This window comes from Pseudomonas sp. GD03875, from assembly GCF_029840585.1.
In the GTDB taxonomy this organism is placed as follows: Bacteria; Pseudomonadota; Gammaproteobacteria; order Pseudomonadales; family Pseudomonadaceae; genus Aquipseudomonas; species Aquipseudomonas paralcaligenes.
Genome location: NZ_JAOCCV010000001.1, coordinates 44,759 through 61,520 on the forward strand (window position 1 = coordinate 44,759; position 16,762 = coordinate 61,520).

Consider the following 16,762-nt stretch of genomic DNA (forward strand, 5'->3'; position numbering starts at 1 on the left):
CCGCTCCGGGTCGCGGGCGCGCCCGGCTATTCGCCGCCGTCGCCGGCGCTCATAACCAGTGGGCGGATCTTCAGCAGCTGCGTCTCCATGGACACCGTGAGGCTCGACGACATGGAGAAGAAGGTGAGGAACGCCTTCAGGTTGGAGTCGCCCTCGCACACGTCGAGAATGCGCTGCCAGAAGGCCTGGTTGACCAGCTGCAGCTGCTGGAACTGCTTGACCAGGCCCTTCAGCTCCCAGTCCGGACGACGCCCCTCGCGGAAGTTGAAGTACTGCCGGGTCAGGTACTGCGAGATGGTGCGCAGGATGAATTCCTGGCTGCTGGCGAACGGCAGGTGGTTGTGCGCCATCGGCCGCAGCTTGCCCAGCACCGGGCAGGCGCTGGTGGCCATGATCACCCCGAGCAGCGAGCGCAGCCCCTCTTCCAGCCCGACCTGCTTGGTGTATTCGCGCTCCGGGGTTCGCACCCAGACATGCGCCCGCTTGACGGCCGGCAGGCCGTGGAAATCCTCGATCACCCGGTGCAGGTCGACCGCCGCCGGGCAGCGGCTGAATTCTTCTTTCCTCAGCGGGCAGTTGCTGCACTGATTGTGTTCCAGACGCGTCCACTTCGGGGTCGTCTCGGCATGCTGGGCATCATACTGACGGTCCAGCTCGATCCTGTAGCTGAACTGATGGTTGTCGTCCAGGGTGATGCGGTACTCGATCGCCATGCAGGTCTCCAGCAGGCTTCAGTCTTCCAGTTCGGCCCAACGCTCCAGTAGCTGGTCCAGTTCTTCTTGTAGGCGCTGCAGGCGCTCCAGCGCGGGCCCGGTGATGGCCGGGGCCTGCTGGTAGAAGGCCGGATCGGCGATCTGCCCTTGCAGTTCCGCGAGCTGGGCCTCCAGGGCGTCGATCTGCCCGGGGATGGCCTCCAGCTCTCGCTGCAGCTTGTAGCTGAGCTTCTTCACGGCCGGAGCCGCGCTAACACTTGTGGCAACTGCCGCCGGCTCCGGTTCCGGAACGCGGGCGGTTTCGGCCTTGGCCGGCCTGGATTCGCCGACACCCAGCAACCGGGGCGAACCGCCCTGGCGCAGCCAGTCCTGGTAGCCGCCGACGTATTCGCGCACCCTGCCCTCGCCTTCGAAGACCAGGGTGCTGGTCACGACGTTGTCGAGGAAGGCCCGGTCGTGGCTGACCATCAGCACGGTGCCGGGGAAATTCAGCAGGACTTCTTCGAGCAGTTCGAGGGTTTCCACGTCCAGGTCGTTGGTCGGCTCGTCCAGCACCAGCAGGTTGGCGGGCTTGCTGAACAGTTTGGCCAGCAAAAGGCGCGCGCGCTCGCCCCCGGACAACGCCTTGACCGGCGTGCGCGCACGCTGCGGACTGAACAGGAAATCCCCCAGATAACTCAGCACGTGACGGTTCTGGCCGTCGATGCTGATGAAGTCGCGCCCCTCCGCGACGTTGTCGATCACCGTCTTTTCCGGCTCCAGCTGATGGCGCAACTGGTCGAAGTACGCCACTTCCAGCCGGGTACCTGCCACTATCGTGCCAGCATTTGGCTGCAGGTCGCCGAGCAGCAGTTTCAGCAGGGTGGTCTTCCCGGTTCCGTTGGCCCCGAGCAGGCCGATGCGGTCGCCGCGCTGCAGCACCAGGGAGAAATCGCTCACCAGCGGTGCTCCCCCTGCGTGCGCAAAACTGACATTTTCCGCCACTATCACCTGCTTGCCGGATTTTTCCCCCGACTCCAGCTGGATGTTCGCCTTGCCCTGGCGTTCGCGGCGCTCGCTGCGCTCCTGGCGCATGGCCTTGAGCGCGCGCACGCGGCCCTCGTTACGGGTACGGCGGGCCTTGATGCCCTGGCGAATCCACACCTCCTCCTGGGCCAGGCGCTTGTCGAACAGCGCGTTGGCGGTTTCCTCGGCGGCCAGTTGCTGCTCCTTGTGCACGAGGAAGCTGGCGTAGTCGCCGTTCCAGTCGATCAGCCCGCCGCGATCCAGTTCGAGGATGCGGGTGGCCAGGTTCTGCAGGAAGGAACGGTCGTGGGTGATGAACAGCACGGCGCCACCGAAGTCCTTCAGCGCCTCTTCCAGCCAGGCGATGGCGCCGATGTCCAGGTGGTTGGTCGGCTCGTCCAGCAGCAGCAGGTCCGGCTCGGAGACCAGCGCCTGGGCCAGCAGCACGCGGCGACGCCAGCCGCCGGACAGTTCGGCCAGGGTCTTGTCCGCCGGCAACTGGAGGCGGCTCAGGGTGCTGTCGACCAGCTGCTGCAGGCGCCAGCCGTCCTTCGCCTCCAGCTCCTGCTGCACGTGCATCAGCTGGTTGAGGTCTTCCTCGCCGTGGATGTTCTGGCTGAGGTGGTGATAGCGGGCAAGCAGCTCGCCGACACCGGCCAGGCCCTCGGCCACCACGTCGAATACGGTCCGTTCGTCGGCCCGTGGCAGTTCCTGCGGCAGCTCGCCGATCTTCAGGGCCGGCGCGCGCCAGATTTCGCCGTCGTCGGGCATCTGGCCGCCCTTGACCAGGCGCAGCATGCTCGACTTACCGGTACCGTTGCGGCCGATGATGCACACCCGCTCGCCCCGGGCGATCTGCCAGGACACCTGGTCCAGCAGGGGCATGGCGCCATAGGCCAGGGAAACGTCGGAGAACTTGAGCAGGGTCATATCGGGCCACCTAAAAAAACAGGCGCGCATTCTAGCCCAGTTAGGCTGGCCCAATGCTGGCGCCTTTGCTGGAGCGTCCTGCGGCATTCTCGCGCAGGGAGCAACAGGCTAAGCTAGGCGCATTTCAGGAAGCTCGCCGCTTCGTTTCGCCTTTATCTGCCCGGATGTGTCATGCGCCGCCCTCTATTCTGTCTGCTTTCCACCTTCCTCTCCTGCACCCTCGGCCTGTCCGCCGTGCAGGCCGCCAGCCTGTCCCAGCAGCGGCAGATGTACGACGAGGCCAAGCGCGCCCTGGCCAAGGGCGACAAGGGCCCCTACCAGCGCTACGCCAGCGCCCTGCGCGACTACCCGCTGGAGCCCTACCTCGCCTATGACGAGCTGACCGCGCGCCTGAAGTGGGCGAGCAACGACGAGATCGAGGCCTTCCTCACCGAGCACGGCGACCTGCCCCAGGCGGGCTGGATGAAGCTGCGCTGGCTGCGCTGGCTGGCCGAGCGCGGCGAATGGCAGATCTTCGCCAACCATTACGACCCCAAGCTCAACTTCACCGAACTGGACTGCCTCTACGGCCAGTACCTGTACAAGCACGGCATGCAAGCCGAAGCGCGCGCCGCGGCGGAGAAGCTGTGGCTGGTCGGCAAGTCCCAGCCCGAGGCCTGCGACACCCTGTTCGGCACCTGGCGCGCCGACGGCCAGCTCACCGAGGAACGGCGCTGGAAGCGCGCCAAGCTGGCGGCCGAGGCGCGCAACTACGGCCTCGCCAGCTACCTGGTGAAAGGCCTGCCGAGCCAAGGCAAGCAGGGCGAGCTGATGATCGAGGCGGCGCAGAAGCCGCAGATCATGAGCCAGACCGCCCGCTTCGCCCCCGCCGACCACTACATGGCCGACGCCGCCGGCCTCGGCCTGCGCCGCCTGGCCCGCCAGGACCCGGAAAAGGCCCTGAGCCTGCTCGAGGTCTATGCGGGCAAGCTGCCGTTCTCCAGCGACGAGAAGGTCGCCATCGCCCGCGAGATCGGCCTGACCCTGGCCAAGCGCTTCGACATCCGCGCCCTGCGGGTCATGGCCCAGTACGACCCGGAACTGCGCGACAACACCGTGTCCGAATGGCGTGCCCGCCTGCTGCTGCGTCATGGCCAGTGGGAAGACGCCTACCAGTTGACCAGCCGCCTGCCGGCGGACCTGGCCACCACCAGCCGCTGGCGCTACTGGCATGCGCGCAGCCTGCAACTGGCCAAGCCCCAGGACCAGCAGGCGATGGCCCTGTACGGCCAGTTGGCCAAGGAGCGCGACTTCTACGGTTTCCTCGCCGCCGACCGCATCCAGGCGCCCTACAGCCTGAACAACCGGCCGATGGCCATCGACCCGCAACTGATGCAGAAGGTGCGCAGCACCGCCGGCATCCGCCGCGCCCTGGAATTCCACGACCGCGGCCAGATCGTCGACGGCCGCCGCGAGTGGTATCACGTCAGCCGCCTCTTCAGCCGCGAGGAACTGGTGGCCCAGGCCAGGCTGGCCTACGACAAGGAGTGGTACTTCCCGGCGATCCGCACCATCAGCCAGGCCCAGTACTGGGATGACCTGGATATCCGCTTCCCCATGGCGCACAAGTCCAGCCTCACCCAGCAGGCCAAGCTGCGCGGCCTGAACTCCAGCTGGGTGTTCGCCATCACCCGCCAGGAAAGCGCGTTCATGGCCGACGCCCGCTCGCCGGTCGGCGCCATGGGCCTGATGCAGCTGATGCCAGGCACCGCCAAGGAGACCGCGCGCAAGTTCGGCATCCCGCTGGCCGATCCGCAGCAGGCGCTGGTGCCGGAGAAGAACATCCAGCTCGGCGCCGCCTACCTGAGCCAGGTGCACGGCCAGTTCAACGGCAACCGGGTGCTCGCCTCCGCCGCCTACAACGCCGGCCCGGGCCGCGTGCGCCAGTGGCTGAGGGGCGCAGACCACCTGGCCTTCGACGTGTGGGTGGAGAACATCCCATTCGACGAGACCCGCCAGTACGTGCAGAACGTGCTGTCCTACTCGGTGATCTACGGCCAGAAGCTCGGCGTGCCGCAGCCGCTGGTGGACTGGCACGAACGCTTCTTCGACGACCAGTGAGCACGACGGGCGCCTTTAGGTAGGGTGCGACGTGCGCACCGGATGCGGACGCCGTGCCCATTGAGGTGCGCACGGCGCACCCTACCAAGCCAAGCCCTATAACCCGAATGCAATCCGGGCTACGGGGTCACTCCAGCACTTTTACCGACATCCCCACGCGCAGCTCGCCGGTGCCGCGCGGCAGCAGGTTCTGGCCGAAATAGACCTCGCCATTGCGTTCACGGTAGGTCTTGAGGGTGGTCAGCGGCTCGCGGTCGGCGTTGCGCACGCCGGTGCCGGGATCGATGGTGGTGAGGATGCAGCGGCTGCAGCCCTTGGCCACCTCGAACTCCAGATCGCCGATGCGGATGCGCTTCCACTCGTCTTCGGCATAGGGCGCACTGCCCTCCACCACCAGGTTGGGACGGAAGCGCAGCATCTCCAGCGGGCGGCCGACCCGGGCGGACAGGTCGTCCAGCGACGCCTGGCCGATCAGCAGCAGCGGAAAGCCGTCGGGAAAGGCCACCCGGTCGCCCGGCTGGGCGTAGGCGGTGTCGACCTGGCGGGTACGCGACTCGGGCGCCTGCACCAGGCGGCAGGGCCGACCGATGAAGGCGCTCAGCCACTCCGCCGCAGCGTCGCCGGCATCCGGCACGCGCAGGCTGTCGCGCCAGATGGTGACCCCGCGCAACCCCTCGTCGGGGTGCGGCAGCGCCACCTCCAGGCTGCCGAACCCCGGCGCGCTGAGGCTCAGGCCGCCATCGGCGTTGTACAGGGCGGTGAGCTGGCTCATCTGCGGCAGCAGGCGCTGGGTCAGGAAGCGGCCGCTCTCCGGCTCCACCAGCATCCAGCGGCGGTCGCCCTGCAGGCCCAGCGCCTCCAGCGGCGAACTGGCGAGGCTTTCGCCCCGGGCGGACTTGAGGGGGTAGCGATAGAGGGCGGAAAGCTGCATGAACCGACATCCTGGGCGATTGGGCCTGGCCGGGCCGCCGACATGGAAGACGCCGGCGGCCCTGCGAAATTAGACGGCGGTTATACGGGGAGCATGCCAGGCGCTCAAGCCCGGCGGTCAAGTATCGCGGCGCAGACGGTCGACGATGACGTCGACCAGCTTGTCCGGCTGGAACTTGGAGAGGAAGCTGTCGCAGCCGACCTTCTTCACCATCGCCTCGTTGAAACTGCCGGACAGCGAGGTGTGCAGCACCACGTAGAGGTCGCGCAGGCGTGGGTCGTTGCGGATCTCGGTGGTCAGGCGGTAGCCGTCCATCTCCGGCATCTCGGCGTCGGTGATCACCATCAGCAACTTGTCGGTCATCACCTCGCCGCTGTCGGCCCACTTCTTCAGCAGTTGCAGGCCCTTGAGGCCGTCGCTGGCGGAATGGGTGCGCAGGCCGAGCTGGCCGAGGGTGCCGCGCAGCTGGGTGAGGGCCACGCCGGAGTCGTCCACCAGCAGCACCTCGCGGCCCACCGCCTTGGCAAGCAGCGGTTCGGCCAGCTTCTCGTCGGAGACCTTGGTGCTCATCGGCGCGATCTCGGCCAGCACCTTCTCCACGTCGATCACCTCGACGATCTGGTCGTCCACCTTGGTGATGGCGGTCAGGTAGTGCTGGCGCCCCGCCCCGCCCGGCGGCGGCAGGATCGATTCCCAGTTGAGGTTGAGGATGCGGTCCACCCCGCCGACCAGAAAGGCCTGCACCGAACGGTTGTACTCGGTGACGATGATGGTGCTGTTCTCGTTGGGGGTCAGCGGGCGCATGCCGATGGCCTGGGACAGGTCGATCACCGGCAGGGTCTGGCCGCGCAGGTTGACCACGCCGCAGACGTAGGGATGGCGGTGCGGCATCAGCGTCAGCTTGGGCAGTTGCAGGACCTCCTGCACCTTGAACACGTTGATGGCGAACAGCTGTCGCCCCGCCAGCCGGAACATGAGGATTTCCAGGCGGTTCTCGCCCACCAGCTGGGTGCGTTGATCAACCGTATCGAGAATGCCGGCCATCGCCTACTCCTTTCGTGTCCCATCAGTCTAGCCGAGCCCCGCGCAGAGCCTGTGCCAGATATCGGCCAGCCGCCCCGGGACTGAAGGCGGCCGAATGCCATCATGCCAGCGCCCGACCAGCCACGCCACCGGCAGGCATCGGTGGCGCCCCTAGGGGCCCTAGGGGTCTCCCCGATTTCGCCGCCGGGCATGCGGGCCTACCGTTCGCAACATCCATCCGACCCTCCGAGGCCCCGCCCCGTGCTCGCCTACTGCCTTCTCTGGCTCGGCCTGGCGCTCGCCGCCGCCGGCACCCTGCTGTTCCAGCCATGGCTGGCCGGCGCCGGATTGCTGCTCGGCGCCGGTGCTGCGCTGCCGCTGCGACCCGCCGCCCCGACACCCGCCGCCACAGCCGAGGCCCCGCCCACCGAGCCGGCGCCGCCGGCCTACGCACCGCTGCTGCAGACGGTGCTGCCGGCCTGGGGCGAGAACCTCGGCCAGATCCGCCATGTGCTGCAGGACAACATCGGCCGGCTGTTCGAGCGCTTCTCCAGCCTGGCCCAGCGCCTGGAACAGACCCTCGGCCACTCCGAGAGCGTGATCGGTGGCGGCGGCGTCACCGAAGGGCTGCGCCACGCCAACCAGCGGCTCGACGAGGTGTCCGCCGCCTTCCACGCCGCCGGCGAACGCAAGCGCCAGCTGCTCGGCACCATCGGCAGCCTCAACCAGTACGCCAGCGAGCTGCAGGGCATGTCCAAGCACGTGCAGGACATCGCCAGCCAGACCAACCTGCTGGCGCTCAACGCGGCCATCGAGGCGGCCCGCGCCGGCGAGTACGGCCGCGGCTTCTCGGTGGTGGCCGACGAAGTGCGCAAGCTGTCCAGCCTGTCGGCCGAGACCGGCCAGCGCATGGTCGAGAAGGTCGGCGAGATCAACGGCGCCATCCGCGGCACCGTCACCGCCGCCGAGGAGATGTCCGGCAGCGAGGAAAGCAACCTGCGCTACCTCGACCAGGTCACCGGCGAACTGATGCAGGGGCTGACCGGCAGCCTCGACGAACTCACCGAGACCACCCGCCAGCTGCAGCACGACGTGCGGGTGACCCAGGCCGACATCCAGGAAATCGTCGTCAGCCTGCAGTTCCAGGACCGCGCCGACCAGATGCTCGACCACCTGCAGGCCGATCTCGACCGCCTGCAGCGCACCGCCCACGAGACGCAGCCGGACCTGCAGCCGGAGCGCTGGCTGGCCGACCTGCGCCGCCAGTTCACCACCGCCGAGGAACGCCATGGGCGCCGCGCCCCGGCGGCAGCGCCCCGGCAAGACGACATCACCTTTTTCTGAGAGCACGCCATGAGCAAGACCATCCTGATCGTCGACGACTCCCTCTCCATGCGCCAGCTGGTGAAGATGACCCTCACCGGTGCGGGCCACCAGGTCATCGAGGCGGTGGACGGCCGCGACGCCCTGAGCAAGCTCAACGGCCAGAAGATCAACCTGATCATCAGCGACGTGAACATGCCCAACCTCGACGGCATCGGCCTGGTCAAGGAGATCAAGGCGCGCAACGAGTACCGCTTCACCCCCATCGTCATGCTCACCACCGAGAGCGAACAGGGCAAGAAGGCCGAAGGCCAGGCGGCCGGCGCCAAGGCCTGGATCGTCAAGCCGTTCCAGCCCCAGCAGCTGCTGTCGGCGGTCGACAAGCTGGCCAGCTGAGATGTTCGCGCTCGCCCAGCCCGCCCCCGCCCGCCTGAGCCTCGGCGGCAGCCTGACCATCTACGAGGTGGCCGAAGCGCGCGACGCCCTGCTCGCCGCCTTCGCCGCCGGGCGCGAGGCCGTCTGGGAGCTGGACCTGGCCGCCCTGGAGGAACTCGACAGCGCCGGCGCCCAGCTGCTGCTGGCGGCCCGGCGCCATCTCGACGGCGCCGGCGGCGGGCTGCGGCTGGTCGCGCCCGGCGAGGCCGTGCGCGAACTGCTCGAACTGCTGCGCCTGGATGCGCTGCTGCACGGAGACGACCATGCTCGATGAAGACCAGTGGAGCCAGCTGCTGCGCGGCTTCATCGAGGAAGGCCGCGACCTCGCCAAGCAGGCCGAGGAATACCTGCTGGCGCTCGACCAGGCGCCGGACGACCCGCAGGCGGTCAACGGCCTGTTCCGCGCCATGCACACCCTCAAGGGCTCGGCCGGGCTGTTCACCCTCACCCCGCTGGTGAACTTCACCCACCACCTGGAAAACCTGCTGATGGCAGTGCGCGACGGCGAGCGCCAGCTGACACCGACGCTGGTCTCGCTGATGCTGCGCTGCCTCGACGAGATCGCCTCGATGCTCGAACTGATCGACCCGGACAGCGGCGAGCTGCCGGTGGACGAGGCGCACCAGGCCCAGCTGCTGGACGCCCTGGCCGAGCAGAGCGGCGCGCCGCGCCTGATCGCCAGCCAGGACGGCGACGACTGCGCCCGCCGCGGCGCCCTGGAGCGCTGCACCAGCTGCGATGCGGCCGGCGCCTGGCACATCTCCCTGCGCTTCCACCCGGACCTGCTGCGCAACGGCTTCGACCCGGCCTCCTTCGTCCGCTACCTGGGCCGCCTGGGCCAGATCCTGCACTTGGAGACTCTCGCCGAGCAGATGCCCGACCTCGCCGAGATGGACCCGGAAAGCTGCTACCTGGGCCTGGAGATCGCCCTCTGCAGCTCGGCCGGCAAGGCCGAGATCGAGGACGTCTTCGAGTTCATCCACGACTTCTGCACCCTGCGCATCCTGCCGCCGGACAGCGAGCTGGACGACTACCTGCGGCTGATCCAGGACCTGCCCGAGACCGACGAACGCATCGGCCGCATTCTCATCGCCAGCGGCCTGCTCACCGAGCACGAGCTGAACCAGGGCCTCGCCCTGCAGGCCGGGAGCGACGGCCTCAAGGCGCCGCTCGGCTCGGTGCTGGTCGAGGCCGGCATGGTACCGCCGCAGGCGGTCAACGCCGCCCTGGCCAAGCAGCAGTCGGCCCGCGAGCGGGCGCCGCGCGAGAGCAGCCACATCCGCGTCGCGGCCAACAAGCTGGACGAGCTGATCAACCTGGTCGGCGAACTGGTGATCAGCGCCGCCGGTGCCCAGCTCCAGGCACAGCTGCAGGGCAGCGCCGATTGCGTGGAAAGCAGCCAGACGGTCAACAAGCACGTGGAGGCCATCCGCGAGGCCGCGCTGAAGCTGCGCATGATCGAGATCGGGGACACCTTCAACCGCTTCCACCGGGTGGTGCGCGACGTCAGCCAGCAGCTCGGCAAGCAGATCCGCCTGGACATCCACGGCGCCGACACCGAACTGGACCGCTCGGTGATCGACAAGCTGGCCGACCCGCTCACCCACCTGGTGCGCAACGCCATCGACCATGGCATCGAGTCCGCCGAGCAGCGCCTGGCCGCCGGCAAGCCGGCCGAGGGCCGCCTGAGCCTGAACGCCTACCACGACTCCGGCATGATCGTGATCGAGGTGGAGGACGACGGCCGCGGCCTGAACACCGCGCGCATCCGCGAGAAGGCCATCGAGCGCGGCCTGCTCGACCCGCAGGCCAGCCTGGCCGAGGCGGACACCCACATGCTGATCTTCGCCGCCGGCTTCTCCACCGCCGACGCGGTGTCCGACCTGTCCGGCCGCGGCGTCGGCATGGACGTGGTGCGCAGCGCCATCGACGCCCTGCGCGGCAGCATCGAGATCGAGTCGCGCCCCGGCCTGGGCTGCACCTTCCGCATCCGCCTGCCACTGACCCTGGCAATCATCGACGGCTTCCTGGTCGGCATCGGCGACGAGCACTTCGTCATCCCGCTGGAGCTGGTCACCGAATGCCTGGAGCTGGACGCCGGCCTGGACGGCCGCTACGGCTACCTCAACCTGCGCGGCAAGCCGCTGCCGTGCATCGACCTGGCCGCCCACTTCGAGCTGCCGTCGCGCCCGCGCGGCCGGCGCAACATCCTGGTAGTGAGCCTGGGCCGCCAGCAGGCGGGGCTGATCGTCGACCGCCTGCACGGCGAGCTGCAGACCGTGATCAAGCCGCTCGGCCTGCTGTTCCAGCACCTGCAGGGCATCAGCGGCTCGACCATCCTCGGCTCCGGGCAGATCGCCCTGATCCTCGACATCGCCGCCCTGCTGCGCCAGCTGCAGCAGCACATCGAAAGCGAATTCCGTTCCCCCCAACCGCGACCCGACCTGACCGGGTCGTAGGAGTCCACCATGCAATTCATCCGCAACATGAAGATCGGCGTGCGCCTGATCGCCGGGTTCACCCTGGTGGTGCTCCTCACCGCCCTGGTCGGCGCCCTGGGCATCGCCAACCTGGCCCGGGTCAACGACCTGTCGGACCAGATGTACAACCGCGAGATGCAGGCCCTGGAAAACATGATGAACGCCAACATGGACCTCATCTACCTGGGCCGCCACCTGCGCAGCAACATGCTCGCCACCTCGCTGGCGGAGCGCGAGAGCACCGCCGCCCAGGTGCACGAGGCGATCAAGGCGCTGCACCAGAACCTCGACAAGGCCCGCGCCAGCTTCGACAGTGAGCAGTCGATCGCCCGCCTGGCGGAACTCGACGCGCAGCTCGCCGAGTACGAGAAGACCGCCCTGCAGATGCTCGAGACCAGCAGGAACAGCGACCTGGCCCAGACCAGCGAACTCAGCGCGCTGATGCCCCAGCTGCGCGCCCATGGCAATGGCGCCGACGCCACCATCTCCGAGCTGGTGGCGCAGAAGAAGACCCGCGCCAAGGAAGCCAACGACGGCATCACCGAGATCTACACCGGCGCCCGCGCGCAGATGCTGGTGCTGGTGGTGGTCGCCGCGCTGATCGGCTTCGCCATCGGCATCTTCGTCACCCGCTCCATCACCCGCCCGCTGAACCGCGCGGTGGGCGTGGCCGATAGCCTGGCCGAGGGCGACCTGAGCGTGACCGTGGAGGCCGACAGCCGCGACGAGACCGGCCGCCTGCTGGCCTCGATGAAGCACATGACCGAGCGCCTGCGCAGCGTCATGGCCGACGTGCGCAGCGCCGCCGACTCGCTGTCTTCGGCCTCCGAGGAAGTCAGCGCCACCTCCCAGTCGCTGAGCCAGGCAGCCACCGAGCAGGCCGCCAGCGTCGAGGAGACCACCGCCTCGGTCGAGCAGATGTCCGCCTCCATCGCCCAGAACACCGACAGCGCGCGGGTCACCGACGGCATCGCCGGCAAGGCGGCCAACGACGCCGTGGACGGCGGCCGCGCCGTGCGCGAGATGGTCCAGGCGATGAAGCAGATCGCCGACAAGATCGGCATCATCGACGACATCGCCTACCAGACCAACCTGCTGGCGCTCAACGCCGCCATCGAGGCCGCCCGCGCCGGCGACCACGGCAAGGGCTTCGCGGTGGTCGCCGCCGAGGTGCGCAAGCTGGCCGAGCGTAGCCAGGTCGCCGCCCAGGAAATCGGCGGCGTGGCCGGCAGCAGCGTGCACCTGGCCGAGCAGGCCGGGCATCTGCTCGACGAGATCGTGCCGAACATCCAGAAGACCTCGGACTTGGTCCAGGAAATCACCGCCGCCTCCCAGGAGCAGAGCAGCGGTGCGGCGCAGATCAACATCGCCATGGGCCAGATGAACCAGATCACCCAGCAGAACGCCTCGGCCTCCGAGGAGCTGGCGGCCACTGCCGAGGAGATGAACGCCCAGGCCGGCCAGCTGCTGGAGCTGATCGGCTACTTCCGCCTCGACAGCCAGCACGCCGGCAGCGCCCAGCGCCGCCCCGAGCCGCCGCGGCCGAGCAACCTGCGCGAGCTGCGCCGCCCGGAACGGCGGCCGCAGCCGCTGTCCGACGAAGGCCAGTTCGTCAGCTTCAACTGAGGGGGCCGCATGAACGCCATCACCGCCCCCCACAACAGCGAGGCGCTGGACGACAGCGTGCAGCACCTGTCCTTTCGCGTGCGCCAGGCGCGCTACGCCCTGCCGATCGAGCTGGTGCGCGAGATCATCGAGTACGGCCAGGTCACCGCCGTGCCGATGATGCCCACCTTCATCCACGGCGTGATCAACCTGCGCGGCAACGTGGTGCCGGTGCTCGACCTGGCGGCGCGCTTCGGCTTCGAGCTGACCGAGCCAGGCAAGCGCACCTGCATCGTCATCATCGAACTGGAGCTGGACGGCAACGGCCAGGCCCAGCGCATCGGCCTGGTGGTCGACGCGGTGGACGCGGTGCTCGACATCGACCCGCGCGACGTGGAGCAGGCGCCGCCGTTCGGCACCGGCATCCGCACCGACTTCATCGCCGGCATGGCCCGCGACGAACGCGGTTTCACCATCATCCTGGACGTGCGACGGGTGCTGTCGCTGGACGACATACGCCAGCTGAGCCTGGCGCAACAGGCGGTGTGATGGCCCACCGGCACCTGCCCAAGCTGTCCGACGGCGAGTTCCGCTACCTGCAGCAGATGATGGCGGAGGTGTCCGGCATCCACATGGCCGACAGCAAGCGCATGCTGGTGGCCGGCCGGCTGATGTCGCGGCTGCGGGCGCTGGAGCAAGGTGACTTCCGCCAGTACGTCGACTTCCTGCGCCAGCCGGCCAACCAGGACGAGCGGCGCCTGGTGATCGACCTGCTGACCACCAACGAGACCTACTTCTTCCGCGAGCCCCGGCACTTCGAGTTCCTCGGCCAGTGGGCTGCCGCCCAACGCGGCCCGCTGCACCTGTGGAGCGCCGCCAGTTCCTCCGGCGAGGAGGCCTACAGCATCGCCATGACCCTCGCCGAGCACGCCCGCACACCACATTGGTCGGTGTTCGCCAGCGACCTCAGCCTGCGCGTGCTGGAGCGCGCGCGCCAGGGCATCTACCCGCTGGAACAGGCCGCACAGTTCCCCGCCGGCTGGCTGCAGCGCCACTGCCTGCGCGGGGTCAATGACCACGAGGGCAGCTTCCGCATCGGCCAGCAGTTGCGCCATCGGGTGGCCTTCGCCGAACTCAACCTGATGCGCGAACTGCCGGCGGAGGTCGGGCCGTTCAACGTGATCTTCCTGCGCAACGTGCTGATCTACTTCAGCAACCCGGACAAGCGCGCCATCGTCGAGCGCCTGGTGGAGCGGCTGCGCCCCGGCGGACTGCTGTTCATCGGCCACGCCGAGAGCCTGCACGGCTTCGCGCTGCCACTGCGCACGTTGCGCCCTTCCGTGTTCGAGCGAATCTGAGGCCGCCATGATCAAGGTCTTCATCGTCGACGACTCGGCCCTGGTCCGCCAGGTGCTGACCGCCTGCCTGGACAACCACCCCGGCATCCAGGTGATCGGCCAGGCCGCCGACCCGCTGTTCGCCCTGGAGAAGATGCACCGGCAATGGCCCGACGTGCTGGTGCTGGACGTGGAGATGCCGCGCATGGACGGCATCACCTTCCTGCGCAAGATCATGGCCGAGCGCCCCACTCCGGCGATCATCTGCTCGACCCTCACCGAGGCCGGCGCCGACATCACCCTGGAAGCCCTGGCCGCCGGCGCGGTGGGAGTGTTCACCAAGGCCCGCCTGGGCCTGAAGGACAGCCTGCAGCAGATCGCCGGCGACCTGATCCGGCAGATCGAGACCGCCGCCCGCAGCCAGCCGCACGCCATGCCGCGCACCCCGCCGGCGCCGGCCGCTCCCGTTCCGCACCGCGTCGAGCGGAACGGCGCGGTCGGCTTCGCCACCACCGACCGGGTGGTGGCCCTGGGTACCTCCACCGGAGGTACCCAGGCCCTCGAAGTGCTACTGCGCCAGTTGCCGGTGGACTGCCCGGGCATCGTCATCGTCCAGCACATGCCGGAGAAGTTCACCGCCGCCTTCGCCCAGCGCCTGGACGGCCTGTGCCGCATCGAGGTGCGCGAGGCCAGGCACATGGACCGGGTGCGCAGCGGCCTGGCCCTGGTCGCCCCCGGCGGCCGGCACATGCAGCTCAAGCGCAGCGGCGCGCAGTATTTCGTCGAGGTGCTCGACGGCCCGCCGGTCAACCGCCACAAGCCCTCGGTGGACGTGCTGTTCCGCTCGGTGGCCCGCCACGCCGGGCCCAACGCCCTGGGCGTGATCATGACCGGCATGGGCGACGACGGCGCCCGCGGCCTGCTGGCCATGCGCGAGGCCGGCGCCCGCACCGTGGCCCAGGACGAGGCCAGCTGCGTGGTCTTCGGCATGCCCAAGGAAGCCCTGCGCCTGGGCGCGGCGCAGAGCAGCGAAGCGCTGCAGAGCCTGCCCCAGCTGATCGTCCAGTACGGTCGCATACGACCGCAGGTCCTTTCGGGCGAACCTTGACCGCTCGGACGAATCCTTAGCTAGAGTGATACCACCTGGCCCCGACGTCGACCGCCGGTCGACGCCCTGTCGGATACGGGGCAGAACGGGAGGGAACCGGACGATGCTTTCCCCTGTTGCGCCTTGCGCAACCTGCCATAGAGCAGGCACCGGAGGGCGGCGATGAACTGCCGTCTCCTGCTAGCGGACGACCACGCTCTGATCCGGGTCGGTGTGCGCGCCATGGTCGACGAACTGCCGGGCTTCGAGATCGTCGGCGAGGCGGAGGACGGCCAGGAAGTGGTCGAGCAGGCTCGCCAGCTCAAGCCCGACATCATCCTGCTCGACATTTCCATGAAGGACGTCAGCGGCCTCGAGGCCCTGCAGCCGCTGGCCCAGGTGGCCCCGGCCAGCAAGGTGCTGATGCTGTCCATGCACAGCGAGGCGGGCGTGGTCCTCGACGCCCTGCGCCGGGGTGCCCACGGCTATCTGCTGAAGGACGCCGCCATGGCCGAGCTGCACCTGGCGCTACGCGCCATCGGCCGTGGCGAGCGCTACCTCAGCTCGGCCATCGCCCAGCCGGTGATCGAGCAGGCGCTAGCCCGCGAGCCGCCGCCCGCCGACCACGGGCTGACCCAGCGGCAGATCGAGATTCTCCGGCTGATCACCCGTGGCACGCCCACCCGGGCCATCGCCGAGGGCCTCGGCCTCAGCGTGAAGACGGTCGAGGCGCACCGCGCGCAGATCATGAAGCGGCTGGACATCCACGACGTGCCTGGCCTGGTGCTCTACGCCCTGCGCGAGGGAATCATCCACGCCGACGACTAGGACGTGGACAGCAGCGGCGAGATATCCGGCAGGTGCAGGCGCAGCGCCCCGGGCCGTGCGGCGAAGCGCAGGCGGTTGCCGGTCAGCGGCTCGCCGTCGAGGTTGATGTCCAGCCCTTCCGGCGCCTCCACTTCCAGCCACGGCAGGCGCGCCGTCACCGACACCGCCTCCAGGCCGAGGATGCCGCCGGAGAGCAGCGTGCCCAGGGTGCCGACCACGTCCTGGGCGGCCGGCACGATGCAGATGTCCAGCAGGCCATCGTCGACGCTCGCCTGCGGGCACAGCACGTGGCCGCCGCCGGCCTGGCGGCCGTTGCCGATGCCGAGGGCGAGGAAGTCGCCCTCCCAGGCGAAGTCCGGGCCGTGGAAGCGACCGAACGCCGAGCGCACCTCGGTGAAGCGGCTCAGCCCGGTGAGCAGGTAGGCGGCGCCGCCGAGCAGCTTCTTCAGGTCTTCCGAGGTGTTGGCGGTGACCTTGGAGCCGAAGCCGCCGGTGGCCATGTTGAGGAACAGCTGGCCGTCCACCTCGCCCAGGTCGATCGCGTGGGGCTCGAACTCCAGCAGGGACAGCGCCTCGGCCGGGAGCAGCGGGATGCCGGCGGCGCGGGAAAAGTCGTTGGCCGTGCCCAGCGGCAGCAGCGCCAGGGACGCCTCGGCGTTGGCCAGGGCCATGGCCTCGGCCACCTCGCGCAGGGTGCCGTCGCCGCCCCCGGCGATCAGCGTGGGGTAACCGGCGGCCAGCGCCTCGTCCACCAGCCGCGCGGCGTCGCCGCCCTCCCAGGTGAGGCGCACGGCCAGCTCCCAGCCGTTCTCACGCAGCGCCATCACGGCGGCGCGCACCTCTTCGTTCTGCGCCTGCTTGCCATGCAGGATCAGCAGTGCCTTGCGTTCGCTCATGCCAAACCCTCGCCCATCGACCGACCGAGTACAGCAGACCGCCGCCGATGGCTGAAAGTGCCCTCGTTA

General features: G+C 68.9%; 15 protein-coding genes. 10 read left to right on the plus strand and 5 right to left on the minus strand.

The genetic code is table 11. From position 1 onward, the window contains the following. Positions 1 to 26: 26 nt before the first annotated feature. Together N5D30_RS00250 and N5D30_RS00255 are read right to left on the minus strand one after the other, a co-directional pair. A complete protein-coding gene (locus N5D30_RS00250; protein WP_220814940.1) occupies positions 27 to 713 on the minus strand; it encodes a hypothetical protein in 687 nt (228 codons plus the stop codon). An 18-nt stretch (positions 714 to 731) separates the two neighbouring features. After that, positions 732 to 2,648 (minus strand): ATP-binding cassette domain-containing protein, encoded by a 1,917-nt coding sequence (locus tag N5D30_RS00255; protein ID WP_279907157.1) that lies wholly within the window; start codon positions 2,646 to 2,648, stop codon positions 732 to 734. Between the two features lie 171 nt (positions 2,649 to 2,819). Here N5D30_RS00255 and N5D30_RS00260 point away from each other — a divergent pair, with 171 nt between their 5' ends. After that, positions 2,820 to 4,748 carry a transglycosylase SLT domain-containing protein gene (locus N5D30_RS00260; RefSeq protein WP_279907158.1) on the plus strand — a complete coding sequence of 643 codons (1,929 nt, stop codon included), beginning with the start codon at positions 2,820 to 2,822 and terminating at the stop codon, positions 4,746 to 4,748. Positions 4,749 to 4,875: 127 nt separating this feature from the next. On the opposite strand, the gene N5D30_RS00265 is transcribed toward N5D30_RS00260, so the two are convergent. Both N5D30_RS00265 and N5D30_RS00270 read right to left on the minus strand, forming a co-directional pair. Beyond that, the gene (locus N5D30_RS00265) at positions 4,876 to 5,679 is read right to left on the minus strand and encodes an MOSC domain-containing protein (RefSeq protein WP_279907159.1); all 804 of its coding nucleotides are present in this window, start codon (positions 5,677 to 5,679) and stop codon (positions 4,876 to 4,878) included. 117 nt (positions 5,680 to 5,796) lie between these two features. Further along, complete coding sequence (locus N5D30_RS00270; protein WP_220814944.1) at positions 5,797 to 6,723, minus strand: chemotaxis protein CheV; 927 nt, start codon at positions 6,721 to 6,723, stop codon at positions 5,797 to 5,799. Positions 6,724 to 6,912: 189 nt separating this feature from the next. On the opposite strand from N5D30_RS00270, the gene N5D30_RS00275 reads away from it, so the two are divergent. The 9 genes from N5D30_RS00275 (at position 6,913) to N5D30_RS00315 (ending at position 15,797) form a co-directional block, all read left to right on the plus strand. After that, positions 6,913 to 8,046, plus strand: a complete 1,134-nt coding sequence (locus N5D30_RS00275; RefSeq protein WP_279907161.1) for a methyl-accepting chemotaxis protein — start codon at positions 6,913 to 6,915, stop codon at positions 8,044 to 8,046. Between the two features lie 9 nt (positions 8,047 to 8,055). Continuing rightward, the gene (locus tag N5D30_RS00280) at positions 8,056 to 8,421 is read left to right on the plus strand and encodes a response regulator (RefSeq protein WP_220814946.1); all 366 of its coding nucleotides are present in this window, start codon (positions 8,056 to 8,058) and stop codon (positions 8,419 to 8,421) included. Position 8,422: 1 nt separating this feature from the next. Continuing rightward, the gene (locus N5D30_RS00285; RefSeq protein WP_279907162.1) at positions 8,423 to 8,734 is read left to right on the plus strand and encodes an STAS domain-containing protein; all 312 of its coding nucleotides are present in this window, start codon (positions 8,423 to 8,425) and stop codon (positions 8,732 to 8,734) included. Next, positions 8,724 to 10,919 (plus strand): chemotaxis protein CheA, encoded by a 2,196-nt coding sequence (locus tag N5D30_RS00290; protein WP_279907163.1) that lies wholly within the window; start codon positions 8,724 to 8,726, stop codon positions 10,917 to 10,919. The genes N5D30_RS00285 and N5D30_RS00290 overlap by 11 nt, the downstream gene beginning before the upstream one ends. 9 nt (positions 10,920 to 10,928) lie before the next feature. Next, on the plus strand, positions 10,929 to 12,566 hold the full coding sequence (locus tag N5D30_RS00295; protein ID WP_279907164.1) for a methyl-accepting chemotaxis protein: 1,638 nt from the start codon (positions 10,929 to 10,931) through the stop codon (positions 12,564 to 12,566). A gap of 9 nt (positions 12,567 to 12,575) precedes the next feature. Then, complete coding sequence (locus tag N5D30_RS00300) at positions 12,576 to 13,094, plus strand: chemotaxis protein CheW (protein ID WP_279907165.1); 519 nt, start codon at positions 12,576 to 12,578, stop codon at positions 13,092 to 13,094. Beyond that, a complete protein-coding gene (locus tag N5D30_RS00305; RefSeq protein ID WP_279907166.1) occupies positions 13,094 to 13,903 on the plus strand; it encodes a CheR family methyltransferase in 810 nt (269 codons plus the stop codon). The genes N5D30_RS00300 and N5D30_RS00305 overlap by 1 nt, the downstream gene beginning before the upstream one ends. 7 nt (positions 13,904 to 13,910) lie before the next feature. Beyond that, positions 13,911 to 14,990 (plus strand): chemotaxis response regulator protein-glutamate methylesterase, encoded by a 1,080-nt coding sequence (locus N5D30_RS00310; RefSeq protein WP_279907167.1) that lies wholly within the window; start codon positions 13,911 to 13,913, stop codon positions 14,988 to 14,990. A 162-nt stretch (positions 14,991 to 15,152) separates the two neighbouring features. After that, the gene (locus N5D30_RS00315) at positions 15,153 to 15,797 is read left to right on the plus strand and encodes a response regulator transcription factor (RefSeq protein WP_279907168.1); all 645 of its coding nucleotides are present in this window, start codon (positions 15,153 to 15,155) and stop codon (positions 15,795 to 15,797) included. On the opposite strand, the gene yegS is transcribed toward N5D30_RS00315, so the two are convergent. Beyond that, positions 15,794 to 16,693: a lipid kinase YegS gene (yegS, locus tag N5D30_RS00320; protein ID WP_279907169.1), complete on the minus strand. Its 900-nt coding sequence runs from the start codon at positions 16,691 to 16,693 to the stop codon at positions 15,794 to 15,796. The genes N5D30_RS00315 and yegS overlap by 4 nt on opposite strands. Positions 16,694 to 16,762: the final 69 nt, after the last annotated feature.

What these genes read in the sequence shown, in the direction of transcription:
- N5D30_RS00250 (WP_220814940.1), bottom strand. Translation starts at nt 713, where the DNA reads ATGGCGATCGAGTACCGCATCACCCTGGACGACAACCATCAGTTCAGC.
- N5D30_RS00255 (WP_279907157.1), bottom strand. Translation starts at nt 2,648, where the DNA reads ATGACCCTGCTCAAGTTCTCCGACGTTTCCCTGGCCTATGGCGCCATG.
- N5D30_RS00260 (WP_279907158.1), top strand. Translation starts at nt 2,820, where the DNA reads ATGCGCCGCCCTCTATTCTGTCTGCTTTCCACCTTCCTCTCCTGCACC.
- N5D30_RS00265 (WP_279907159.1), bottom strand. Translation starts at nt 5,679, where the DNA reads ATGCAGCTTTCCGCCCTCTATCGCTACCCCCTCAAGTCCGCCCGGGGC.
- N5D30_RS00270 (WP_220814944.1), bottom strand. Translation starts at nt 6,723, where the DNA reads ATGGCCGGCATTCTCGATACGGTTGATCAACGCACCCAGCTGGTGGGC.
- N5D30_RS00275 (WP_279907161.1), top strand. Translation starts at nt 6,913, where the DNA reads ATGCGGGCCTACCGTTCGCAACATCCATCCGACCCTCCGAGGCCCCGC.
- N5D30_RS00280 (WP_220814946.1), top strand. Translation starts at nt 8,056, where the DNA reads ATGAGCAAGACCATCCTGATCGTCGACGACTCCCTCTCCATGCGCCAG.
- N5D30_RS00285 (WP_279907162.1), top strand. Translation starts at nt 8,423, where the DNA reads ATGTTCGCGCTCGCCCAGCCCGCCCCCGCCCGCCTGAGCCTCGGCGGC.
- N5D30_RS00290 (WP_279907163.1), top strand. Translation starts at nt 8,724, where the DNA reads ATGCTCGATGAAGACCAGTGGAGCCAGCTGCTGCGCGGCTTCATCGAG.
- N5D30_RS00295 (WP_279907164.1), top strand. Translation starts at nt 10,929, where the DNA reads ATGCAATTCATCCGCAACATGAAGATCGGCGTGCGCCTGATCGCCGGG.
- N5D30_RS00300 (WP_279907165.1), top strand. Translation starts at nt 12,576, where the DNA reads ATGAACGCCATCACCGCCCCCCACAACAGCGAGGCGCTGGACGACAGC.
- N5D30_RS00305 (WP_279907166.1), top strand. Translation starts at nt 13,094, where the DNA reads ATGGCCCACCGGCACCTGCCCAAGCTGTCCGACGGCGAGTTCCGCTAC.
- N5D30_RS00310 (WP_279907167.1), top strand. Translation starts at nt 13,911, where the DNA reads ATGATCAAGGTCTTCATCGTCGACGACTCGGCCCTGGTCCGCCAGGTG.
- N5D30_RS00315 (WP_279907168.1), top strand. Translation starts at nt 15,153, where the DNA reads ATGAACTGCCGTCTCCTGCTAGCGGACGACCACGCTCTGATCCGGGTC.
- yegS (WP_279907169.1), bottom strand. Translation starts at nt 16,693, where the DNA reads ATGAGCGAACGCAAGGCACTGCTGATCCTGCATGGCAAGCAGGCGCAG.